Below are 19,465 nucleotides of genomic sequence, written 5' to 3'. Positions count from 1 at the left end.
GGACCGAACACCATGAAGATCAGGCAGGACCGCCTCGCCATCAACCCCCTGCAGTGGGTCGCGAGCGCCGACGGCTGGATCGACCCCTCCCTGGCCCCTTCGCTCGACGCGCAGCTGGCGGTCATCCGCGACGCGGGTATCACGGCTCTGCACAGTGCGGTCCCCGGCGACATGGCACCGGAGGCGTACGCCGCCAGACTCGCCGAGTACGGGATCAGCCCCGCTCCCGGCTACATCCCCGTCCGCCTCACGGACGACGAGTCCGAGCGGGGGACCTTCCGGGACACCGCGGCCCGCGTCGCGGAACAGCACGCCGCACTAGGCGTTCCGACGGTTTTCCTCGCCATGGGGATGGCGAAGGACGCCGAGCGCGTCGCCCAACCCGCCGTCGGCCACCTCGCCGACCAGGGGCGGCTGGAGCGCGTACGGGACCTGCTGGCCGAGATCGCCGGGATCGTCCGGGCCCAGGGCATCACCCCCGCCTTCCACCCGCATGTCGGCACCTGGGCGGAGACCGAGGAGGAGACCCGCTTCATCCTCGACACGGTCGACGCCTCCGTCCTCGGCTTCGGACCCGACATGGGCCACCTGGCCTGGGCGGGTGCCGACGCCGCGGGGCTCGTACGCGACTACGCGGACCGGGTGGCGGCCGTCCACATCAAGGACCTGGACCTCGACCTCGCCGCCGAGGCCAGGAAAGCGGGCTGGGACTACCGCAGGACGGTGCTGGCGGGGCTGTGGTCGGAGCCGGGCCACGGCAACGCCGACATCGAGGGCTTCGTCGGCGCGCTCCCGGACGACTTCGACGGCTGGCTGATCGTCGAGGTCGACCGCGGGGCCAGGCCCACACCGGAGGAGAGCGTGCGGCTCTGCGGGGAGTGGGCCGCCAAGCACGCGTAGCCATGACCGGGACACGCGGACCACGAGCAGTACCGGCCGGGCACGGCCGCAGACGGGGCGACCAGGAGCCGAAGGATTGAGACAGGTGGAGAGAACATGCGCAAGACAGTGGCGTTCATCGGCGCGGGAATTCTGACAGCGACGGTGACAGCCTGCGGCGGCGGCACACAGGCCGCGGGCGGGGACAGGACCCTGACGCTCGCCGAATCGGTCGCGGCCACACCGTGGGACCTGGCCAAGGCCAGCATGGGCCCCGAGTCCCAGTACTACCAGCCGGTGTACGACACCCTGATCCGGCTGAACACCAAGGGGGAGCCCACCCCCAACCTGGCCACCTCGTGGTCGTACGACAAGGCCCAGACCACCCTGAGGCTGAAACTGCGCGAGGGAGTGAAGTTCACCGACGGCACCGCCCTCGACGCGGACGCCGTGCGCAAGAGCCTGCTGCACACCAAGAGCGGCACGGCCTCCGCGGCGGGCGAGATCCAGGACATCACCGGCGTCGACGTCGTCGACTCCCACACCGTGGCGATCAGGCTGAGCCACCCCACCGCGGCCCTGCTTCCCGCGCTGGGCCAGGTCTCCGGCATGATCGCCAGTCCGAAGGCGCTGGAGAACCCCAGGACACCCATCGGCTCGGGCCCGTACAAGATGGACACGGCCGCGACCACGGCCGGCCAGACGTACACCTACACGCGCAACGCCGGCTACTGGAACACCAAGGCATTCCCCTACGACAAGATCGTCATCAAGTACCTGGCCGACCCGACCGCCCGCACCAACGCGCTGCTGTCCGGCCAGCTCGACGGCGCCACCCTCAACCTCAACCGGGTGGCGACCGTGAAGGGCCGCGGTCTGAACGTCGTCACCTACCAGCCCGGCGATATCGAGGGCCTCTACATCTGGGACCGCGCCGGAAAGAAGGTGCCCGCCCTCGGCAAGCTGAAGGTCCGTCAGGCCCTCAACCATGCCTTCGACAGGGAGGCGATCATCAAGTCGGCCAAGACCGGACTCGGCACGCCCACCACGCAGATGTTCGCCAAGGGCGAGGACGGCTACAAGGCCGCGCTCGACGAGACCTACACGTACGACCCGGAGAAGGCCAGGAAACTGCTCGCGGAGGCCGGTTATCCGAACGGTTTCGCCGTCACCATCCCGGACCTCTCCACGAACTTCCCGCAGGAGCAGGCCGCCCTCACCCAGTCCCTCAAGGACATAGGCATCAAGGTGAAGCTGGACACCCTGCCCAGCGACCAGATCTTCAGCGCCATGCTCTCCGGCAAGTACGCGATGTCGTACTTCAAGCTCGGCGCGCCCACGGCCTGGGACAAGGTCCAGCTGGAGCTGACGAAGAAGTCGACCTGGAACCCCTTCAAGTACAGCGACCCCAAGGCCGACGGCCTCATCGACCGCATCGGCAGGTCGACCGGGGCCGAACGCGAGGCGCTGTTCGAGGAACTCAACACCTACGTCGTCGACCAGGCATGGAACGCCCCCTGGAACGTCATCGCCAACGCGTACGAGACCGCGAAGGACGTCAAGGTGACACCCCAGCCGGGCTCCCAGTATCCGCCGATCTACAACTACGCGCCGGCCGCGAAGTAGCTTCGGCCCGCTCCGACGTCCGGAAGGAGGAACTCTGTCGTGCTTGCCTTCTTGCTCCGGCGCATCGCCGCCGGCGCCGTCCTGGTGGTCGTCGTGGCCACCGCGACCTTCCTGCTGCTCAGCCTCACGGGCACCGATGTCGCCCGCAACATCCTGGGCGAGACGGCCTCGGCGTCCGCTGTGGCCGCCAAGAGCCGTGAACTGGGCCTGGATCAGCCCCTGGTGGAGCGCTACTGGCACTGGGCCGAACAGGCCCTTCAGGGAAACCTGGGCAGTTCGTGGTTCACCGGCGATTCGGTGAGCCAGTCCCTGACGGACACGCTGCCGGTCACCCTGTCCATCGTGCTCGCCGGCATGGTGATCGCGGCGGTGCTCAGCGTGGCGCTGGGCACCGCGGCGGCGCTGCGCGGCGGCTGGGTGGACCGTGCGGTGCAGTTCGGCGCGGTGCTCGGCACCGCGGTGCCGAGCTTCCTGATCGCCCTGGTCCTCGCCGTCACCCTGGCCGTCCGGCTCGGCTGGCTGCCGGCCACCGGATACGTCGCCCTCGGCACCTCGCCCGGCGGCTGGCTCCGTTCGATCACCCTGCCCGCCCTGTCCCTCGCCGTCGCCGCGACCGCGGCCACCGCGATGCAGGTGCGCGGCGCCCTGATCGACATCCTGCGCGCCGACTTCGTCCGCACCCTGCGCAGCCGGGGCCTGACCACCCGCAGCGTCGTGTACCGGCACGCGCTGCGCAACGCGGCACCGCCCGCCCTGACCGTGCTCGCCCTCCAGTTCATCGGGCTGATCGGCGGCGCGGTCGTCGTGGAGAAGGTGTTCGGGCTGCCGGGCATCGGTACCCTCGCCAACTCGGCCGCCGTGCGCGGCGACGCGCCCGTGCTGCTCGGCACGGTCGTGGTCACCGTCGTCATCGTCGTCGCCGTCAACCTGCTGCTGGACGTCGCGTACGGCTGGCTCAATCCGAAGGTGCGTGTCTCATGACCCCCGTGGACTCCGTGGCGCCCGCGGCGTCCGCGGCGGCCCCCGAACGGGACCGCCTGCTGCGCCGGTCCCTGCGCGACCCGGTCGCCGTCGTCTGTCTCCTCGTCCTGGCCCTGGTGATCGCCGTGAGCCTCGGGGCGCCGCTGCTCACGGACCACGCGCCCGATCGCAGCGTCCTGGCGGACACCCTCGCGCCGATGTCGGCCACCCACCCCCTCGGCGGCGACGGCGTGGGCCGCGACGTCCTGTCCCGGCTGCTGTACGGCGGACGCACCAGCCTCCTGGGCGGAACTCTCGCCGTCCTCGTGGCCTTCGCGGTCGGCGCGCCGCTCGGCCTGGTCAGCGGTTTCTACCGGGGCTGGTTCGACGCGGTGGCCGGCTGGACCGTCAACGTGATCATGGCCGTGCCCGCGATCATCGTGATGTTCGTGGTCATGGCGGCCGTGTCCCAGGACCTCAACGTCGCGATGATCGTCCTCGGTGTGATCATGGCACCGATGGTCTTCCGCCTCATCCGCGCCTCGGTGCTCGCGGTGCGTGAGGAGCTGTACGTCGACGCCGCCCGAGTCTCCGGGCTCGGCGACGCGCGCATCATCCGCCGGCACGTCCTGCCCGTGGTGATCGCGCCGTCCGTCATCCAGGCGACCCAGGTGTTCGCCGTGGCGATCGGCATCCAGGCCGGCCTCGCCTTCCTGGGCCTGGGCAAGGCGTCCCAGGCCAGCTGGGGCGCGATGCTGGGCGACGCCTTCACCAACGTGTACAACGCACCCGTGCTGCTGGTCTGGCCGGGCGCCGCCATGGGCCTGACCATCCTGGCGTCCAGCATGCTCGGCAACGCGGTGCGGGACGCACTGGGCACGGCCGAGCCCCGGGTGGTCAGGCGGCGCGAACCCGTCGCGCGGAAAGCCGCGGCAGCCGTGGCCGAGCTGCCCGCGGACCGTCTCCTGACCGTGGAGGGTCTGCGCGTCGCCTACGGCGAGAAGACGGTCGTCGACGGAGTGAACCTGACCGTGGCACGCGGCGAAGTCCTGGGCCTGGTCGGCGAGTCCGGGTCCGGCAAGAGCCAGACGGCGTTCTCCGTCCTCGGGCTGCTGCCGTACGAGGCCGGGGTGACGGCCGACCACCTCGTCTTCGACGGCAAGGAGCTGCTGGCCCTGGACCTCGCCGCCCTCAACGCCCTGCGCGGCCGGGGCATCGGCTACATCCCTCAGGAGCCCATGTCCAACCTGGACCCCTGCTTCCGCATCGGCTCCCAACTGGTGGAACCCATGCGGAAGCACCTGGGACTGTCCCGGGCCGAGGCCCGCACCAAGGCCCTCGACCTCCTCGAGAGGGTCGGCATCCCGGACCCCGAGCGCGTGTTCCGGTCGTACCCGCACCAGATCTCCGGCGGCATGGCGCAGCGCGTCCTCATCGCCGGCGCCGTCTCCTGCGACCCGCAACTCCTCATCGCCGACGAGCCGACCACCGCACTCGACGTCACCGTCCAGGCCGAGGTCCTCGACCTGATGCGCTCGCTCCAGCAGGAGCGCCACATGGGCATGATCCTCGTGACCCACGACTTCGGTGTCGTCGCCGACATCTGCGACCGGGTCGCGGTGATGCAGAAGGGCCGCATCGTGGAGACCGCGCCCGCACGGCAGATCTTCGCGTCGCCCGGCCACGCGTACACCCGCATGCTGCTGGACTCCACGCTCGAAGGCGGGCCCGCACGGGGCGCGCTGCACGTTCCCTCGAAGCCCGTCAAGGAGGTGACGTCATGACGTCAGGGAACTCACCGCTCCTCGAACTCGACGACGTCGTGGTGGAGTACCCGGGCAAGGGCCGCGGCAGGAAGCCCTTCCGGGTCCTGCACGGCGTGTCCCTCTCCGTCGCGCCCGGTGAGACGCTCGGCCTGGTGGGCGAGTCCGGCTCGGGCAAGACGACCCTGGGCAGGGCCGTACTCGGCCTCGCGCCTGTCACCCGGGGCACCGTCCGGTTCGAGGGACGGACCGTCTCCGGGCTCGGCAAGCGGGAACGGAGGGCACTCAGCAAGGACATCCAGGTCGTCTTCCAGGACCCGTACACCTCGCTGAACCCGGCCATGAGCGTCATGGACATCCTCACCGAGCCGCTGCTCGTCACCGGCGTCGCCCGCGCCGACGCCGAACGCAGGGTCCAGAAGCTGCTCGACCACGTGTACCTGCCGCAGGACGCGGCCCGCCGGCTGCCCCGCGAGTTCTCCGGCGGCCAGCGCCAGCGGATCGCCATCGCCCGGGCCCTCTGCCGGGACCCCAAACTGATCGTCTGTGACGAACCGGTCAGCGCCCTCGACCTGACGACCCAGGCCCGGGTACTGGACCTGTTCATCGAGATCCAGGAGGCGACCGGCGTGGCGTACCTCTTCGTCACCCACGACCTGTCCGTCGTACGGCACATCAGCCACCGCGTGGCCGTGCTGTACCGGGGCGACATCGTGGAGACCGGCGACGCGGTCCAGGTCACCGAGCGCCCGGAACACCCCTACACGAAGGGGCTGTTGCTCGCCGCGCCGGTACCGGACCCGCAGCGGCAGGCGCAACGCCGCTCGGAGCGGCTGAAGCTGCGGGCGTCATGACCGACGTGACGGACACCCTGACCCGCTACCTCGCCCTGTGCGACGTGCCCGCACGCGTCGAGGGCGATCTGGGCGACCTCTTCACCGAGGACGCCGTGTGGGAGGGCGGCGGCAGCGCGTACGCCGAGAAGTTCGGACGCAGTGAGGGCCGCGAGGCGATCGTCCGGATGCTCTCGGCCTATCTGCCGCCCAACCCGCACTTCCGCACGAACGTCCATCTGCTGTTTCCCGGCACGGTGGACACCGACGGGGCGACGGCGCGGGGGAGCTGGTCGATGCAGCAGTTCTCCCGCTACGCGTCCGGTGCCTCGGAGGTCATGGTCGCCCGACTCGACGTGACGTTCCGCCTCGACGCCGACCGGCCCCGTATCTCCGCCTTCCGCACCGAACTACTCTTCAGCGAACCGCTGTCGGGAGAGCGATGAACACCCGCACGATGCTTCTGACCTGCTACGCCGACACCCACAACTACGGCTGGCACCACGTCGACCTGTTCACGCACGACAGCACCGGCCGAGAGGTCAACTGGGTCCACTGGACGGTCGACGAGGACGGCCCCGCCGGCGCCGACGAGGCCACCGCCCGCGTCGAACCCACGCTGCGCCGCACCACCGAGTGGCGGCACGGCGTCAGCGCCGACGGCAGCGACTACTGGACCGCCCAGGCCGTCTGGGACGGCTGAGGACACGGGACGGCTGCGATGTGCCTCGTCTACATCCTGGACGACGACGAGGAGCTGAGCGAGTCGCTCGCCTGGCTCCTGGAATCGGTCGGCATCCGTTCGGAGCGTTTCCGGGACGCCCGGACCTTCCTCGCCTCCTACGACCGCGCCCGGCCCGCCTGCCTGGTCCTGGACGTCCGCATGCCCGAGCTCAGCGGCTTCGGCGTCCAGGAACTCCTCAACGAGGCGGGGTCCCCTCTGCCCGTCGTCTTCGTCTCCGCGCACGGCGACATCCGTATGTCCGTGCGCGCCCTGCAGAACGGCGCCATCGACTTCCTGGAGAAGCCGTACGACCCGCAGCACATGCTCGACGTCGTGCAGGCCGCCCAGCGCACGGCCCGGGACCGGTTCGCTCGGCGGGCCCAACAGGGCGAACTGCGCGCCAGGTTGGACAGCCTGACGGTACGGGAACGGCAAGTGCTCGCGCTGTCCGTCGAGGGCGTGCCCAGCAAACAGATCGCGGGGCGGCTGGGCATCAGCGCCAAGACCGTCGACGTGCACCGGGCCCGCATCCGGGAGAAGACCGGTGCCGAGAGCATGGCCGCCCTGGTCCGGGACGTCCTCCGGCTCGACGCACGGTGACCGGGAGCAGACACATGGACGACCTCGCCCCGGACGACTTCCGCGAGCTGACCCAGGCCCTCAAGTACTGCGTCCTGCTCCATGACGCACGCACCTTCGACATCCTGTGGGCCAACCGGGCCGCCTGCGAACTGCTCGGCTGGAGCGTCGACGAGCTGAAGCCGCTCAAGGCGCCCGACATGAGCAAGAACGCCCGCCAGTACAGCCGCGAACTGGGGCACCGCTGGCTCGGCCGCGCCGTCGAGCACGGCGTCAGCGCCACCGAGTGGTGCTACCGCTCCAAGAGCGGCGAGGAGATCCTCACCGAGGCGATCGCGATCCGTGTCGAACTGGCGGCGCGGACGGCGGTGATGGTCCAGTTCCGGGACATCGCCGAGGAGAAGGCGGTCCAGCGGGACCTGTTCCGCACCGAGAACAGGCTGCGCGCCTTCCTCGGCGGCCTGGCCGAGGGGATCGTCGTCCTCGACGACGCCGACAGCGTGGTGTTCGCGAGTGAGTCCGCCCTCCGGCTGCTCGGCGGCGACCTCGACGGCGCCGACTTCACCGCCTACTGCTGCGACGGACCCGTACCCGAACGCGAGGGCCGCTACCGGTTCGCCGCTCCCGGCCGGGCGCCCCGCTGGTATGCCGCGACGTGCCAGCACATCGAGATCGAGAGCGACCTGCGCGGCCGGATGCTCCTCTTCTACGACATCACCGACCGGGTCCGCGCGGAGGAGCGGCACCGCCGCGACACCCAGCACCTCGACCACCTCGCCCGCTACAACGCCATGGGCGACATGGCGATGGCCATCGCCCACGAGGTCAGCCAGCCGCTCGCCGCCGCGTACAACTTCGTCGAGGGAGCGCGCGGCCGGCTCGGCCACGGCGCCGGTGACGCGGCGGTGGCCTGGGGGCTCGACAACGCCGTACGGCAGATCGACCGGGCGCGTCGCATCCTGGGGAGCCTGCGGAGTTACGTCGGACGCCTGGAGCAGTCCGAGCAACTGACCGACCTCAACGCGATCGTGCGCGACTGTGCGTACTTCATCGAGTTGCGGGCCCAGGAGCACGCGGTGACCGTCGAGTTCGACCTCACCGGCGAGCCGCTGCCGGTGCGCTGCGAGAACGTCCTCATCGGCCAGGTCGTGATGAACCTCGCCTTCAACGCGGTCGAGGAGATGGCCGGATGGCCCCGGCAGGAGCGCGGGGTACAGGTCACCACCCGGCGCGGTGAGGGCGGTCGCGCAGAACTCGCCGTCCGCGACCAGGGCCACGGACCGCCCCCCGACAACCGGATCTTCGACGGCGTCTTCACCTCCAAGGAGAACGGCAGCGGCATCGGCCTCGCCCTCAGCCACCGCATCGTCACCCGGCACGGCGGCCACATCGACGTCCACCCCAACGAGCCGCGCGGCGCGGTCTTCCGCTTCACGCTGCCGCCGGCCCCATCGCGAGCGGAGACAGAAAGCTCATGACCACCCGATACCAGCACACCACCCTCATCCAGGGAACCGGAGCCACCCCCGTGCCCGACGCGGTCCTCGTCGTGGACGACGGACTCATCGCCTACGCGGGTCCGGCGGCGGGCGCACCACCCACCCCCACCGCGACGACGGTCGACCTGGGCGGCCGGACGCTGCTGCCCGGCTTCATCGACTGCCACGCGCACCTGTGCATGACCCCCGAACGCGGGCTGCTCGCGGGGCTGGCCGCCGACGCGACGGTGGAGACCTTCGAGATCGCCCGGCGGCTGCGCGCCACCCTGGACGCCGGCGTGACCACACTGCGCGACCTCGGCGGTGTGCCCGCGGGCTACCGCACCGCGATCGAGCGGGGCCTGATCGAAGGCCCTCGGCTCCAGGTCGCCGTGAAGGTGATCAGCCACACCGGCGGCCACGCCGACTGCTCGCTGCCCGGAGGGGTCGACGCCGCACCGCATCTGGGAGAGATCGCCGACACCGCCGACGAGGCACGGCTCGCGGCACGCCGGGTGCTGCGAGCCGGAGCGGACCTCGTCAAGGTCTGCGCCACCGGCGGCATGGGCAGCCCGCACGACGACCCCGACGACGAGGGCCTGACCTACGAGGAGTTGACAGCCGTCGTCGACGAGGCGGCACGGCACCGGGGGAAACGCGTGGCGGCGCACGCCCAGGGCAGCGCCGGCATCCGCAACGCCCTGCGTGCCCGGGTCACCAGCATCGAGCACGGCTATGGCATGACCGACGAACTGTGCGATCTGGCCCTGGAGCACGGCACGTTCCTCGTCCCCACCCTGTCCACCGTCTTCGCCCCGCTCGACCGCGAGGCGATGGCCGAGCACCATTTCCGCAAGAAGAGCCGCTGGGCCCGGATCAGCAGGGAAAACATCGCGCACGCGATCAGCCGCGGAGTCCCCATCGCCCTCGGCACGGATTCGGGCGTCGTCCCGCACGCCCGTAATCTGCTGGAACTGTCGTACCTCGTCGAACTGGGCATGGAACCGCTCGACGCGATCACGGCCGGAACCCTGAACGCGGCACGCCTTCTCGGTCTCGACAGGACGCTGGGCTCCCTCGAAACAGGAAAGACCGCGGACTTCGTGGTTGTCGACGGGGATCCGCTGGCCGACATCGGCGTACTGGGCCGGTCCGATGCCATCGTGCTGGTCGCGCAGTCGGGAACCGTACGAAAAGACCTGATCACGGCCCGGTGATAGCGGCCCGAGCGTAGGGGAAATCCCCTACGCGGACGCGGCCAAGTCCCAATGGTGAATGCGCGGTTGATCCCCGTAGCGTGAAAGGGAGGCGGAAGAGAGAACCGCCCCGGCAATGCGAGGAGAATTTCTCATGACGCAGACGCTGGATTCCCCGACCGCGGCCGAAGGCCGTTCGCAAGCCGGGGCGGCGTTCGACCGACTGCTGGAGACAGTGAGGGGACGGCGGGCCGAATTCGAGGAGAAACGCCATGTCCCGCGCGATGTGATCGCCGAATTCAAGAAGGCCGGAATCTACCGGGCCGGCGTCCCGAAGCGTTTCGGTGGAGACGCCCTGTCGCCCGCTGAATTCCTTCACCTCGTCGAGCGGATATCCGTGGTCGACGGCTCGGCCGGCTGGGTCGCGAGCTTCGGCTCGTCGGCCATCTACCTCACCGCACTGCCACTGGAGACGCAGGCCCTGCTGTACGCGGACGGCCCCGATGTGGCCTTCGCCGGCGGACTGTTCCCGGTGCAGCCCGCGCAGCGCGTCGAGAACGGCTACCGCGTCTCCGGCCGATGGAGGTTCGCCAGCGGCTGCAAGGGGGCCGACGTGCTGGGCGTGGGAATCAAGTCCGGCGCGGACCACTCCGGCCGGCCGCTGACCGCCGTCCTGCGGCCCGACCAGGTGGAGATCATCGACAACTGGGACGTCATCGGCATGCGCGGCACCGGCAGCCACGACCTGGTGGTCGACGGAGCTGTCGTACCGGAGGAGTGGACGTTCGTCCGCGGCGGTGAGCCCGCTGTCGACGAACCGCTGTACCGCTACCCGACGGTTCCGTACGCGGCCCAGGTCCTGGCCGTCGTCGGCCTCGGAGTGGCCCGTGCGGCCCTCGACCACGTCATCGCCCAGGGCGGCCGCTCCGGCTACACCGGCGCCCCGAAACCCGCCGAACGCGCCACCTACCGCATCGCGGTGGCGCAGGCCGAGGCCCAACTCCGCTCCGTGCGCGCCTTCTTCTACGAGACCACCGAAGAGGTCTGGGCCACCGTCGAGGCGGGGGACCCGGCCACCCCCGAGCAGGCCAGCCTGCTGCGGCTCGCCTCCGCCCACCTGGCCAGGACCACCTTCGAAGTCGTCCGGGCCGCCTACCAGCTCGGCGGCATCGGCGCCATCGCCGACGGCAGCCCCCTCCAGCGTTACCTGCGCGACGCGTCGGTCGTCCCGCAGCACGCCTTCCTCCAGGAGGGCATGTACGACGGCGCCGGCGCTGTGCTCATGGGCGTCCAGCCCTTCCCCGGCTACCTCTGACCGGCTACCTCTGAGAGGCAGGAATCCCCATGCCCGACAACTCCCCGCTGAGGGTGCTCTTCTGTATCGGCGTCAACCAGAACTTCTTCGACCTGCCCACCGGCCAGGGCAAGACGGTCTGGGACGGTTTCACCACCATGCTCACCCAGCTGTTCGAGCTGCCCGGGGTGACCGTCCTCGGCACCATCGACGACGACCAGCACATGGTCGGCCCGTCCGGCTCCTGGCCGTGGACCTGTTACGTCCTCGCCGACGTCGTCGACCAGCCGACAGTCGCCGCCGCCTGCAACCTCCTGCGCACCGTGCAGGTCGGCGAGCACGGCCTGTGGCGCTACATGAAGATCGAGGCCCGCCTCGGCCGCCCGCTGCCCGAACCGGAGGCGGTCCGATGAGCCCCGACATCTCCTCCCTGGTCGAGTCCGACCGGGTCGCCGGCACCCTCTACACCGACCCGGACCTGTTCGAGCGGGAGATGGACCGGATCTTCCACCGCACCTGGGTGTGGGTGGCGCACGAGAGCGAGGTCGCCAAGCCCGGAGACTTCAAGACGGCCTGGATCGGCCGCAGGCCGGTCATCGTCAGCCGCGACCGCCGCGGCGGCATCAACGTCCTGCTCAACCGCTGCCGCCACCGCGGCGCCAGCGTCTGCGAGACCCCCAAGGGCAACGGCAACGGCTTCACCTGCCCGTACCACGCCTGGTCGTACGCCCTGGACGGCACTCTGCGCGGCATCCCCTACCCCGACGGCTACGAGGACGTCGTCGAGAAGAAGGACCTGCCGCTGCAGCGGCTGAAGGCCGGCAGCTACGCCGGCATGATCTTCGCCAGCTTCGACCACGGCATCGAGCCGCTGGAGGACTTCCTCGGCGGGGCCCGCCTGTGGATCGACCGCTTCATGAAGCAGGGCGCCGGCTACCCGGTCAAGGTGCAGGGCGAGCACAGGTTCCGCTTCCGGGGCAACTGGAAGATCCAACTGGAGAACACCACCGACTGGTACCACTTCCCGATCGTGCACCGCTCCTGGATGTCGTCGGTCGACGCCGAGACCGCGAGCATGCTGTCGATCATGACCGACGAGCGCGCGGTCACCCACGCCCTCGGCAATGGCCACAGCGTGTCCGTATCCGTTGCCGAGCACGCCGACCTCGACGTCGACGACGGCACCGAGAAGCTCCAGGACCGCTTCAGCCACATCGTCGAGGAACTGTCGAAGGACATGCCGCCGGAGAAGGTGCGGCGCATCGTCCGCTCGCTGCACGGCGCCGGGTTCAACCTCAATCTGTTCCCGAACGTGGCCATGTCGATGTCGTTCTTCCGCGTCCTGCGTCCGGTCTCGGTCGCCGAGACGGAGATCCGGCACGTGGCCCTCGGCCTGGACGGCGGTCCGGAGATCGTCAACCGTGAACGGCTGCGCATCCACGAGCATTTCCAGGGCCCGTTCGGCTTCGGCAGCCCTGATGACGCCGAGGCGTGGAACCGCGTCCAGCGCGGCGTGACGGGCGGTGTCGACATGCCGATCCTGGTCAACCGCGGCCTCGGCCGCGAGAAGCCCAACGACCTGGGGCAGCCCACCTCCCACGCGACCGACGAGACCGGGATGCGCGAGGCCTACGCGATGTGGAAGAGGATGATGACGGATGGCGAGTGACGCCCCGAGCACGGCCGCCCCGGCCACGGCACTGCCGTTCGACGACCCCCGTGCCCTGGCGGCCGTGTCCCTCATCTGGCGCGAGGCACACCTGCTGGACGCCCGGCGGTACGAGGACTGGGACGGCCTGTGGGCCGAGGGGGGAGAGTACGTCGTCCCCATCGACCGTGAGACCACCGACTTCGCCTCCACCCTCAACCTCGTCTTCGACGACGACCGGATGCGCCGTATGCGCATCGAGCGCCTCACCGGCGGATTCTCCATCTCCGCGGCCGCGGCGGCGCGCACGGTCCGCACCGTCTCGCGCTTCGTCGTCACCGGCCGCGAGCCGGACGCGATCGAGATCTGCTCGGCGCAGGTCCTCGTCGGCTACAAGCGCGAGGAGACCTTCGTCCTCGCCGCCGACCTCACCCACCGGATCGTGTGGGACGCCGACGGCCCCCGGATCTCCCGGAAGGTCGTCCGGCTGGTCAACTCGGACGACACCGTCACGGCATCGGGATTCCTGCTGTGAGCCCGCAGGGAACCGGCGAGAGCTGGGAGGACGACGCCCACCGTGTCGCACTGGTGACCGGCGCGGCCCGCGGCCTCGGCGGCTGTATCGCCGGGCGGCTGTACGACCGGGGCTACCGCGTCGCCCTGACCGACCTGGACGCGGAGGCCGCCGCCGAGGCCGCCGCGGAGCTCGACCCCTCCGGCCGCAACGCCGTGGGTCTCGCCCTGGACGTGCGGGACAAGGACGCCTTCGTCCGGGTGCGCGACCAGCTGACCGAACGCTGGGGCGCCGTGCACGTCCTGGTCAACAACGCCGGGCAGTCCAAGGTCGAGCCCCTGATGCGGATCAGCCCGGAGAGCTTCGACGCCGTGGTGACCACCAACCTCAACGGCACCTTCTTCGGCTGTCAGGTCTTCGGCGCCTACTTCGCCGAGCGCGGCTACGGACGCATCGTCAACATCGCCTCCCTCGCCGGCCAGAACGGCGGTACGGCGACGGGCGCGCACTACGCGGCGGCCAAGGGGGGTGTGGCGACACTGACCAAGGTGTTCGCCCGCGAACTCGGACCGCACGGGGTGACAGTCAACGCCATCTCCCCGGGACCGCAGGACCTCCCGGTGGTCCGTGAGACCGTCGCCCCGGACCGGCTCGCCCAGATCGAGGCGTCGATCCCGGTCGGCCGCCTCGGCCGGCCCCGGTTCATCGCCGACATGGCCGTCCTGCTCGCCGCCGAGCACGCGGACGCGGTCACCGGCGCCTGCTGGGACGCCAACGGCGGCCTCTACATGCGCTGACAGCGCCGTCAGCACCACATCAGCACCACCCGCGAACGCGAAGGCAGACGGATGTTCACTGTCACCGTCACCGAGACCGCTGACGAAACCGACACGATCAAGGCCCTGAGGCTCGTCCGCTCCGACGGCGACGCCCTCCCTCCGTATCCGGCCGGCGCACACGTCGACGTGACCGGACCCACCGGGATCACCCGCCCCTACTCCCTGTGCGGGCCACTCGACGACACCGGCGCCTACACCATCGCGGTCAAACGCGAGGAGAACTCCCGCGGCGGCTCCCAGGCCCTGCACGACAAGGCCGACCGGGGCACCGAACTGACCGTGGGGCAGCCCCGCCGGCTGTTCGGGCTCGCCGCCGACGCCGGGGAGCACCACCTGGTGGCGGCCGGGATCGGCATCACCCCGCTGCTGGCGATGGCGTACGAACTGCACACCACCGGCGCCGAGTTCCGGCTGCACTACGTGGCACGCCGCCGGGCCGAGGCGGCCTTCGTCGGCCTGCTCGAACGCAGCGCCTTCGCCGACCGCGTCGTCTTCCACTTCGGCCTCGGACGCGAGGCCACGGCCAGGGCCCTGGCCACGGGACTCGCCGGGGCCGGGCCGGACGCACACGTCTACACCTGCGGCCCCCAGGGCTTCATGGACCGGGTCGGCGCGCTCGCGGCCCGCACTCTGCCCGAGGACCGCGTCCACCGTGAGCTGTTCCAGGCAGGCGACGTCCTGAAAGCCGAACCCGCCACCGGCTTCGAAGTCGAACTGGACACCGGTGAGGTGTACACGGTGCCACCGGACAAGAGCATCGCCGACGTACTGGAGGCGGGCGGCGTCCCCCTCGAAACCTCGTGCCGGGAAGGCATCTGCGGGACCTGCGTCCTGCGGGTCGTCCAGGGCGAACCCGACCACCGCGACCACTGCCTGTCCGCGAAGGAGAAGGCGGCCGGCGACCAGATCGCCGCCTGTGTGTCACGCGCGAAGTCGCCGCGGCTGGTGGTCGAGCTGTGGTGAGCGAGAACCGACCCGAGCAGGAGAGGAGCGGCACCGCCGTGGCCCCCGATCAGCGCGAGTTCCGGGAGGCCATGGCGCATCTCCCGGCAGCCGTCAACATCCTGACGACAAACGGCCCGAGCGGCCGCTGCGGCCTCACCGTCAGCGCGGTCTGCTCGGTCACCGACGCACCGCCGACCCTCCTGGTCTGCGTCAACCGCTCCAGCGCCATGCACGACGTCTTCCGCACCAACGGTCACGTCTGCGTCAACGTCCTCGGCGGCGACCAGCAGGAACTGGCACTGCACTTCGCCGGCGCCACCAAGGTGCCCATGGCCGAGCGCTTCACCTGGGACGTCTGGGACCGCACCCAGGACGTGCCGGTCCTCAAGGACGCCCTGGTGACCGCGGTCGGCACCGTCAGCCACACCGTCCCCATGGGCTCCCACAGCGTCCTCTTCGTCGACGTCGAGCAGATCCGCACCCGTTCGGGCGGGCAGAGCCTCGTCTACTTCAACCGGGCGTTCCACCGCCTCGACGCCACGCCCCTGATTCCGGAAGGTGCCGGGTCATGACCACCGAGAGGACGGCCGCGGTCGAGGAGGCACTGCGTCGCCTGGAGCAGACCGAGCCCGGAATCCGTGCCTGGGTCCGGGTCGACGCGGACGGCGCCCGTGCGGCTGCCGAGAGCGTGTCGTCCGGCCCGTTGCGCGGTGTGCCGTTCGGCGTGAAGGACATCATCGACGTTGCCGGACTGCCCACCGAGTGCGGCTCCCCGCTGCGCCGGGGGCGGATCGCCACGGCCGACGCCTGGCTGGTGGACCGGTTGCGCAGGGCGGGCGCCGTTCCGCTGGGCAAGACCGTGACCACCGAGTTCGCGTACTTCCAGCCCGGTCCCACCCGCAATCCGCACAACCCCGCCCATACACCGGGAGGTTCCTCCAGCGGCTCGGCCGCCGCGGTCGCCTCCGGCGTCGTACCGCTCGCACTGGGTTCGCAGACCGCGGGCTCCCTGACCCGGCCGGCGTCCTTCTGCGGTGTCGCCGGATATGTCGCCCCGGCGGGCGCGTGGCCGACCACGGGCTTCACCGGCCTCAGCCGGACCCTGGACGCGCCCGGACTGCTCGCGGCGGACGTCGGCTTCCTGGCCACGGCCGTGGAGGCCGTCGACGGCACCCTGACCGAGGAGCCCCGGTCCCCGGAGGTGTTGCTGTGGTCCGGCACCGAACTGGCGGACATCGACCCGGCGATGCTGGACGCGCTGGAGCACACCCGACGGGCCCTGGCCGCCTTCGGCGCGGAAACGGCCGATCTCGGGGACCGGACCGGCACACCTGTACTCGCCGAGACGCACGCCACCGTCATGGCGTACGAGGCCGCCCGCGCGCTCGAAGCCGAGGCACGGCACCCCGAGGCACTGAGCGCACACCTCTGCGAACTCCTGCAACGAGGACGCGACACCCCTGTGGCCGCCTACGAGGCGGCGCTCGCCGTCAGGGACAGCGCCCGCACCCGGATCCTCGACCTACTCGACCGTGCCGACGTAATCCTTGGCCCTGCCGCTCCGGGCCCCGCCCCGCACGGCCTCGACGCCACCGGCACACCGGTCCTCAGCCGCCCCTGGCAACTGCTCGGCCTGCCCGTCGTCACCATCGCGGGGCACCGCGACCCGCACGGCATGCCCCTCGGCCTCCAGCTCATCGGCCACCCCGACCGCGCGGGCCGTCTGCTCGGCATCGCCCGGCACACGGAAACCCTCGTCCAGGACATCACCGGGAGCCCCTGATGAAGATCACCGGGATCGAGGCCATCCCGTACGCCATCCCCTACACCAAGCCACTCAGGTTCGCGAGCGGCGAGGTGCACACCGCCGAGCACGTCCTGGTCCGCGTACACACCGATGAGGGGCTGGTCGGCGTGGCGGACGCCCCACCGCGTCCGTTCACCTACGGCGAGACGCAGGCATCCGTGACCGGGGTGATCGAGAAGGTCTTCGCCCCGCAACTGCTGGGCGCGGAGGTCTTCGCCCGCGAGCGCGTCCACGCCCTCCTGTACCGCACGGTCGGTAACCCGGCCGCGAAGTCCGCCCTCGACATGGCGCTGTGGGACATCGCGGGCCAGGCCTGCGGGCGGTCCGTCACCCAGCTGCTCGGCGGCAGCACCGACCGTATGCGCGTCAGCCACATGCTCGGCTTCGACACACCCCAGTGCGTGACCGCGGAGGCGGAACGCATCCGCGACACCCACGGCATCACCGTCTTCAAGGTGAAGGTCGGCCGCCGCCCGGTCCGCCTCGACCTCGACGTGTGCCGTGCCCTGCGCGAAACCCTGGGCGACGACGCCGAGTTGTACGTCGACGGCAATCGCGGCTGGACCGCCTCCGAGGCCGCCTTCGCCCTGCGTGAACTGGACGACCTCGGCCTGACGCTCGCCGAGGAGCTGTGCCCCGCCGACGACGTACTCGGCCGCCGCCGGCTCGTCAGGGACTGCCGTGTCCCGTTCGTCGCCGACGAGTCCGCCACCACACCGGCCGAGGTGACCCGCTCCCTGCTCGACGGCGACGCCACCGCCATCAGCATCAAGACCGCCCGCACCGGCTTCACCCGTTCCCAGCGCGTGCTGTTCCAGTGCGAGGGACTAGGCACCGAAGTGGTGATGGGCAACCAGATCGACGGTCAGCTGGGCACCGTGTGCACGGTGGCCTTCGGCGCCGCCCATGCCGCCACGTCACGGCGTGCCGGCGAACTGTCCAACTTCCTGGACATGAGCGACGACCTGCTCACCGAACCACTCACCATCACCGGCGGCACGCTCGCCGTCCGCGACCGGCCCGGACTGGGCGTCGCGATCGACGAGGACAAGCTCGCCCGCTACCGCCAGGACCACTGACCCCTCCACCCGCGAAGGAGCCGCACCACCATGTCCGACACCGCCCTCACCCCCACGGCCGCCGCATCCGGCGCTTCGGCGACCGAACGCTTCCTCACCGACAAGACCTCCCTGCCCACCGAAGGCACCGACACCGCCCGCGTCAACACGCTGGCCACCGAGGTCCTCACCGCCGTACACGACGTGATCCGCCGCCACCGGGTCACCTACGACGAGTACAACGCTCTCAAGGCGTGGCTGATCGCGGTCGGCCAGGACGGAGAGTGGCCGCTGTTCCTGGACGTGTGGATCGAGCACGTCGTCGAGGAGGTCGCGGGTGCCGCCCGCGAGGGCAGCAAAGGCACCATCGAGGGCCCGTACTACGTACCGGGCGCTCCCGCCCTCCCCAGCACCGCCGTCCTGCCGATGCGCGAGAACGAGCCGGGCACCCCGCTGCTCTTCCAGGGGCAGGTCACCGGCGTGTCGGGCGAGCCGCTCGGCGGCGCCCTGCTGGAGATGTGGCAGGCCGACGACGACGGGCTGTACGCGCAGTTCGCGCCCGGCCTTCCGGAGTGGAACCTGCGCGGCAGCGTCGTCGCCGACGCCGAGGGCCGGTTCGCGGTGACGACCGTCGAGCCCGCCCCGTACCAGATCCCCACCGACGGCTCCTGCGGCCGGCTCATCGCCGCCGCCGGCTGGCACGCCTGGCGCCCCGCCCACCTGCACCTGAAGGTGTCCGCGCCCGGTTACGAGCCGCTCACCACGCAGCTGTACTTCAGGGGCGGCGAACACATCCAGGACGACGTGGCGTCCGCGGTCAAGCCCGAACTCGTCCTCGACCCGCGGCCTGCCTCCGGGGGCGGCAACGAGGTCGTGTACGACTTCGTCCTCGACCCGGCGTCCTGACCCGACGAAAGGAGGCGTGCCCGTGCTCTTCGCCGTCCGGATGACAGTCGTACTGCCGCCCGACATGGACCCCGAACTCCGCACGTCGCTCCTCGCGGCGGAGAAGGAGTACGCGCAGAAGCTGCAACACAGCGGTGAGTGGCTGCACTTGTGGCGCTGTGCCGGTCAGTACGCGAACCTCAGCGTCTTCGAGGTGAGCGACAACGACCGCCTCAACGAACTCCTCTGGGACCTGCCGCTCTTTCCCTACATGGACATCACCGTGACGCCGCTGGCCCGGCACCCGTCGGCAGTCGGCTGACCTTGGGCGCTCCCCCCTCGGTGGGGGGAGCAAGCCGGCCAACCGCCCAGCCGGACAAGTGGGTTGGGACCGCTGATTTACTTGAGGCGAGCGGGGTGGAATAACGTGGGCGTCC

The 19,465-nt window shown here is 70.7% G+C and carries 21 protein-coding genes; all 21 read left to right on the top strand.

Annotated elements, in window-relative coordinates; translation table 11 throughout:
* The first annotated feature begins 12 nt into the window (after nt 1-12).
* The 21 genes from FPZ41_RS04735 to catC all read left to right on the top strand — a co-directional run bounded on the left by FPZ41_RS04735 (nt 13) and on the right by catC (nt 19,350).
* The gene (locus FPZ41_RS04735) at nt 13-900 is read left to right on the top strand and encodes a sugar phosphate isomerase/epimerase family protein (RefSeq protein ID WP_152859406.1); all 888 of its coding nucleotides are present in this window, start codon (nt 13-15) and stop codon (nt 898-900) included.
* Between the two features lie 96 nt (nt 901-996).
* The gene (locus FPZ41_RS04730) at nt 997-2,505 is read left to right on the top strand and encodes an ABC transporter substrate-binding protein (RefSeq protein WP_152859404.1); all 1,509 of its coding nucleotides are present in this window, start codon (nt 997-999) and stop codon (nt 2,503-2,505) included.
* Nucleotides 2,506-2,544: 39 nt separating this feature from the next.
* A complete protein-coding gene (locus FPZ41_RS04725; RefSeq protein ID WP_322619821.1) occupies nt 2,545-3,486 on the top strand; it encodes an ABC transporter permease in 942 nt (313 codons plus the stop codon).
* Nucleotides 3,483-5,249, top strand: coding sequence for a dipeptide/oligopeptide/nickel ABC transporter permease/ATP-binding protein (locus tag FPZ41_RS04720; RefSeq protein WP_152859402.1), 1,767 nt, complete (start codon nt 3,483-3,485; stop codon nt 5,247-5,249). The genes FPZ41_RS04725 and FPZ41_RS04720 overlap by 4 nt, the downstream gene beginning before the upstream one ends.
* Complete coding sequence (locus FPZ41_RS04715; protein ID WP_152859400.1) at nt 5,246-6,082, top strand: ATP-binding cassette domain-containing protein; 837 nt, start codon at nt 5,246-5,248, stop codon at nt 6,080-6,082. The genes FPZ41_RS04720 and FPZ41_RS04715 overlap by 4 nt, the downstream gene beginning before the upstream one ends.
* Nucleotides 6,079-6,507, top strand: coding sequence for a nuclear transport factor 2 family protein (locus FPZ41_RS04710; protein WP_152859398.1), 429 nt, complete (start codon nt 6,079-6,081; stop codon nt 6,505-6,507). Before FPZ41_RS04715 ends, FPZ41_RS04710 begins: the two co-directional genes overlap by 4 nt.
* Nucleotides 6,504-6,764, top strand: coding sequence for a hypothetical protein (locus FPZ41_RS04705; RefSeq protein WP_152859396.1), 261 nt, complete (start codon nt 6,504-6,506; stop codon nt 6,762-6,764). Before FPZ41_RS04710 ends, FPZ41_RS04705 begins: the two co-directional genes overlap by 4 nt.
* An 18-nt stretch (nt 6,765-6,782) precedes the next feature.
* Nucleotides 6,783-7,385, top strand: coding sequence for a response regulator transcription factor (locus FPZ41_RS04700; RefSeq protein ID WP_152859394.1), 603 nt, complete (start codon nt 6,783-6,785; stop codon nt 7,383-7,385).
* Between the two features lie 14 nt (nt 7,386-7,399).
* On the top strand, nt 7,400-8,842 hold the full coding sequence (locus tag FPZ41_RS04695) for an ATP-binding protein (protein ID WP_152859392.1): 1,443 nt from the start codon (nt 7,400-7,402) through the stop codon (nt 8,840-8,842).
* Complete coding sequence (locus FPZ41_RS04690; protein WP_152859390.1) at nt 8,839-10,059, top strand: metal-dependent hydrolase family protein; 1,221 nt, start codon at nt 8,839-8,841, stop codon at nt 10,057-10,059. The genes FPZ41_RS04695 and FPZ41_RS04690 overlap by 4 nt, the downstream gene beginning before the upstream one ends.
* 133 nt (nt 10,060-10,192) lie before the next feature.
* Nucleotides 10,193-11,353: an acyl-CoA dehydrogenase family protein gene (locus FPZ41_RS04685; protein WP_152859387.1), complete on the top strand. Its 1,161-nt coding sequence runs from the start codon at nt 10,193-10,195 to the stop codon at nt 11,351-11,353.
* Nucleotides 11,354-11,382: 29 nt separating this feature from the next.
* Nucleotides 11,383-11,745 carry a hypothetical protein gene (locus FPZ41_RS04680; RefSeq protein WP_152859385.1) on the top strand — a complete coding sequence of 121 codons (363 nt, stop codon included), beginning with the start codon at nt 11,383-11,385 and terminating at the stop codon, nt 11,743-11,745.
* Nucleotides 11,742-13,001 carry an aromatic ring-hydroxylating oxygenase subunit alpha gene (locus FPZ41_RS04675; RefSeq protein WP_152859383.1) on the top strand — a complete coding sequence of 420 codons (1,260 nt, stop codon included), beginning with the start codon at nt 11,742-11,744 and terminating at the stop codon, nt 12,999-13,001. Before FPZ41_RS04680 ends, FPZ41_RS04675 begins: the two co-directional genes overlap by 4 nt.
* Nucleotides 12,991-13,515 (top strand): aromatic-ring-hydroxylating dioxygenase subunit beta, encoded by a 525-nt coding sequence (locus FPZ41_RS04670; RefSeq protein ID WP_131557715.1) that lies wholly within the window; start codon nt 12,991-12,993, stop codon nt 13,513-13,515. Before FPZ41_RS04675 ends, FPZ41_RS04670 begins: the two co-directional genes overlap by 11 nt.
* On the top strand, nt 13,512-14,291 hold the full coding sequence (locus tag FPZ41_RS04665) for an SDR family NAD(P)-dependent oxidoreductase (protein ID WP_322619820.1): 780 nt from the start codon (nt 13,512-13,514) through the stop codon (nt 14,289-14,291). Before FPZ41_RS04670 ends, FPZ41_RS04665 begins: the two co-directional genes overlap by 4 nt.
* A 51-nt stretch (nt 14,292-14,342) precedes the next feature.
* On the top strand, nt 14,343-15,296 hold the full coding sequence (locus FPZ41_RS04660; RefSeq protein ID WP_152859381.1) for a PDR/VanB family oxidoreductase: 954 nt from the start codon (nt 14,343-14,345) through the stop codon (nt 15,294-15,296).
* Nucleotides 15,293-15,850: a flavin reductase gene (locus FPZ41_RS04655; RefSeq protein WP_322619819.1), complete on the top strand. Its 558-nt coding sequence runs from the start codon at nt 15,293-15,295 to the stop codon at nt 15,848-15,850. Before FPZ41_RS04660 ends, FPZ41_RS04655 begins: the two co-directional genes overlap by 4 nt.
* Nucleotides 15,847-17,061, top strand: coding sequence for an amidase (locus tag FPZ41_RS04650; protein ID WP_152859379.1), 1,215 nt, complete (start codon nt 15,847-15,849; stop codon nt 17,059-17,061). Before FPZ41_RS04655 ends, FPZ41_RS04650 begins: the two co-directional genes overlap by 4 nt.
* On the top strand, nt 17,061-18,164 hold the full coding sequence (locus tag FPZ41_RS04645; protein WP_152859377.1) for a mandelate racemase/muconate lactonizing enzyme family protein: 1,104 nt from the start codon (nt 17,061-17,063) through the stop codon (nt 18,162-18,164). The genes FPZ41_RS04650 and FPZ41_RS04645 overlap by 1 nt, the downstream gene beginning before the upstream one ends.
* Before the next feature lie 30 nt (nt 18,165-18,194).
* Nucleotides 18,195-19,049: a catechol 1,2-dioxygenase gene (catA, locus tag FPZ41_RS04640; protein WP_152859375.1), complete on the top strand. Its 855-nt coding sequence runs from the start codon at nt 18,195-18,197 to the stop codon at nt 19,047-19,049.
* A gap of 22 nt (nt 19,050-19,071) precedes the next feature.
* A complete protein-coding gene (gene catC, locus FPZ41_RS04635) occupies nt 19,072-19,350 on the top strand; it encodes a muconolactone Delta-isomerase (protein ID WP_322619818.1) in 279 nt (92 codons plus the stop codon).
* The last annotated feature ends 115 nt before the right edge of the window (nt 19,351-19,465 follow it).

The sequence above is a fragment of the Streptomyces acidicola genome (assembly GCF_009377235.1).
In the GTDB taxonomy this organism is placed as follows: Bacteria; Actinomycetota; Actinomycetes; order Streptomycetales; family Streptomycetaceae; genus Streptomyces; species Streptomyces acidicola.
This window is presented reverse-complemented; position numbering and strand designations above follow the sequence as displayed.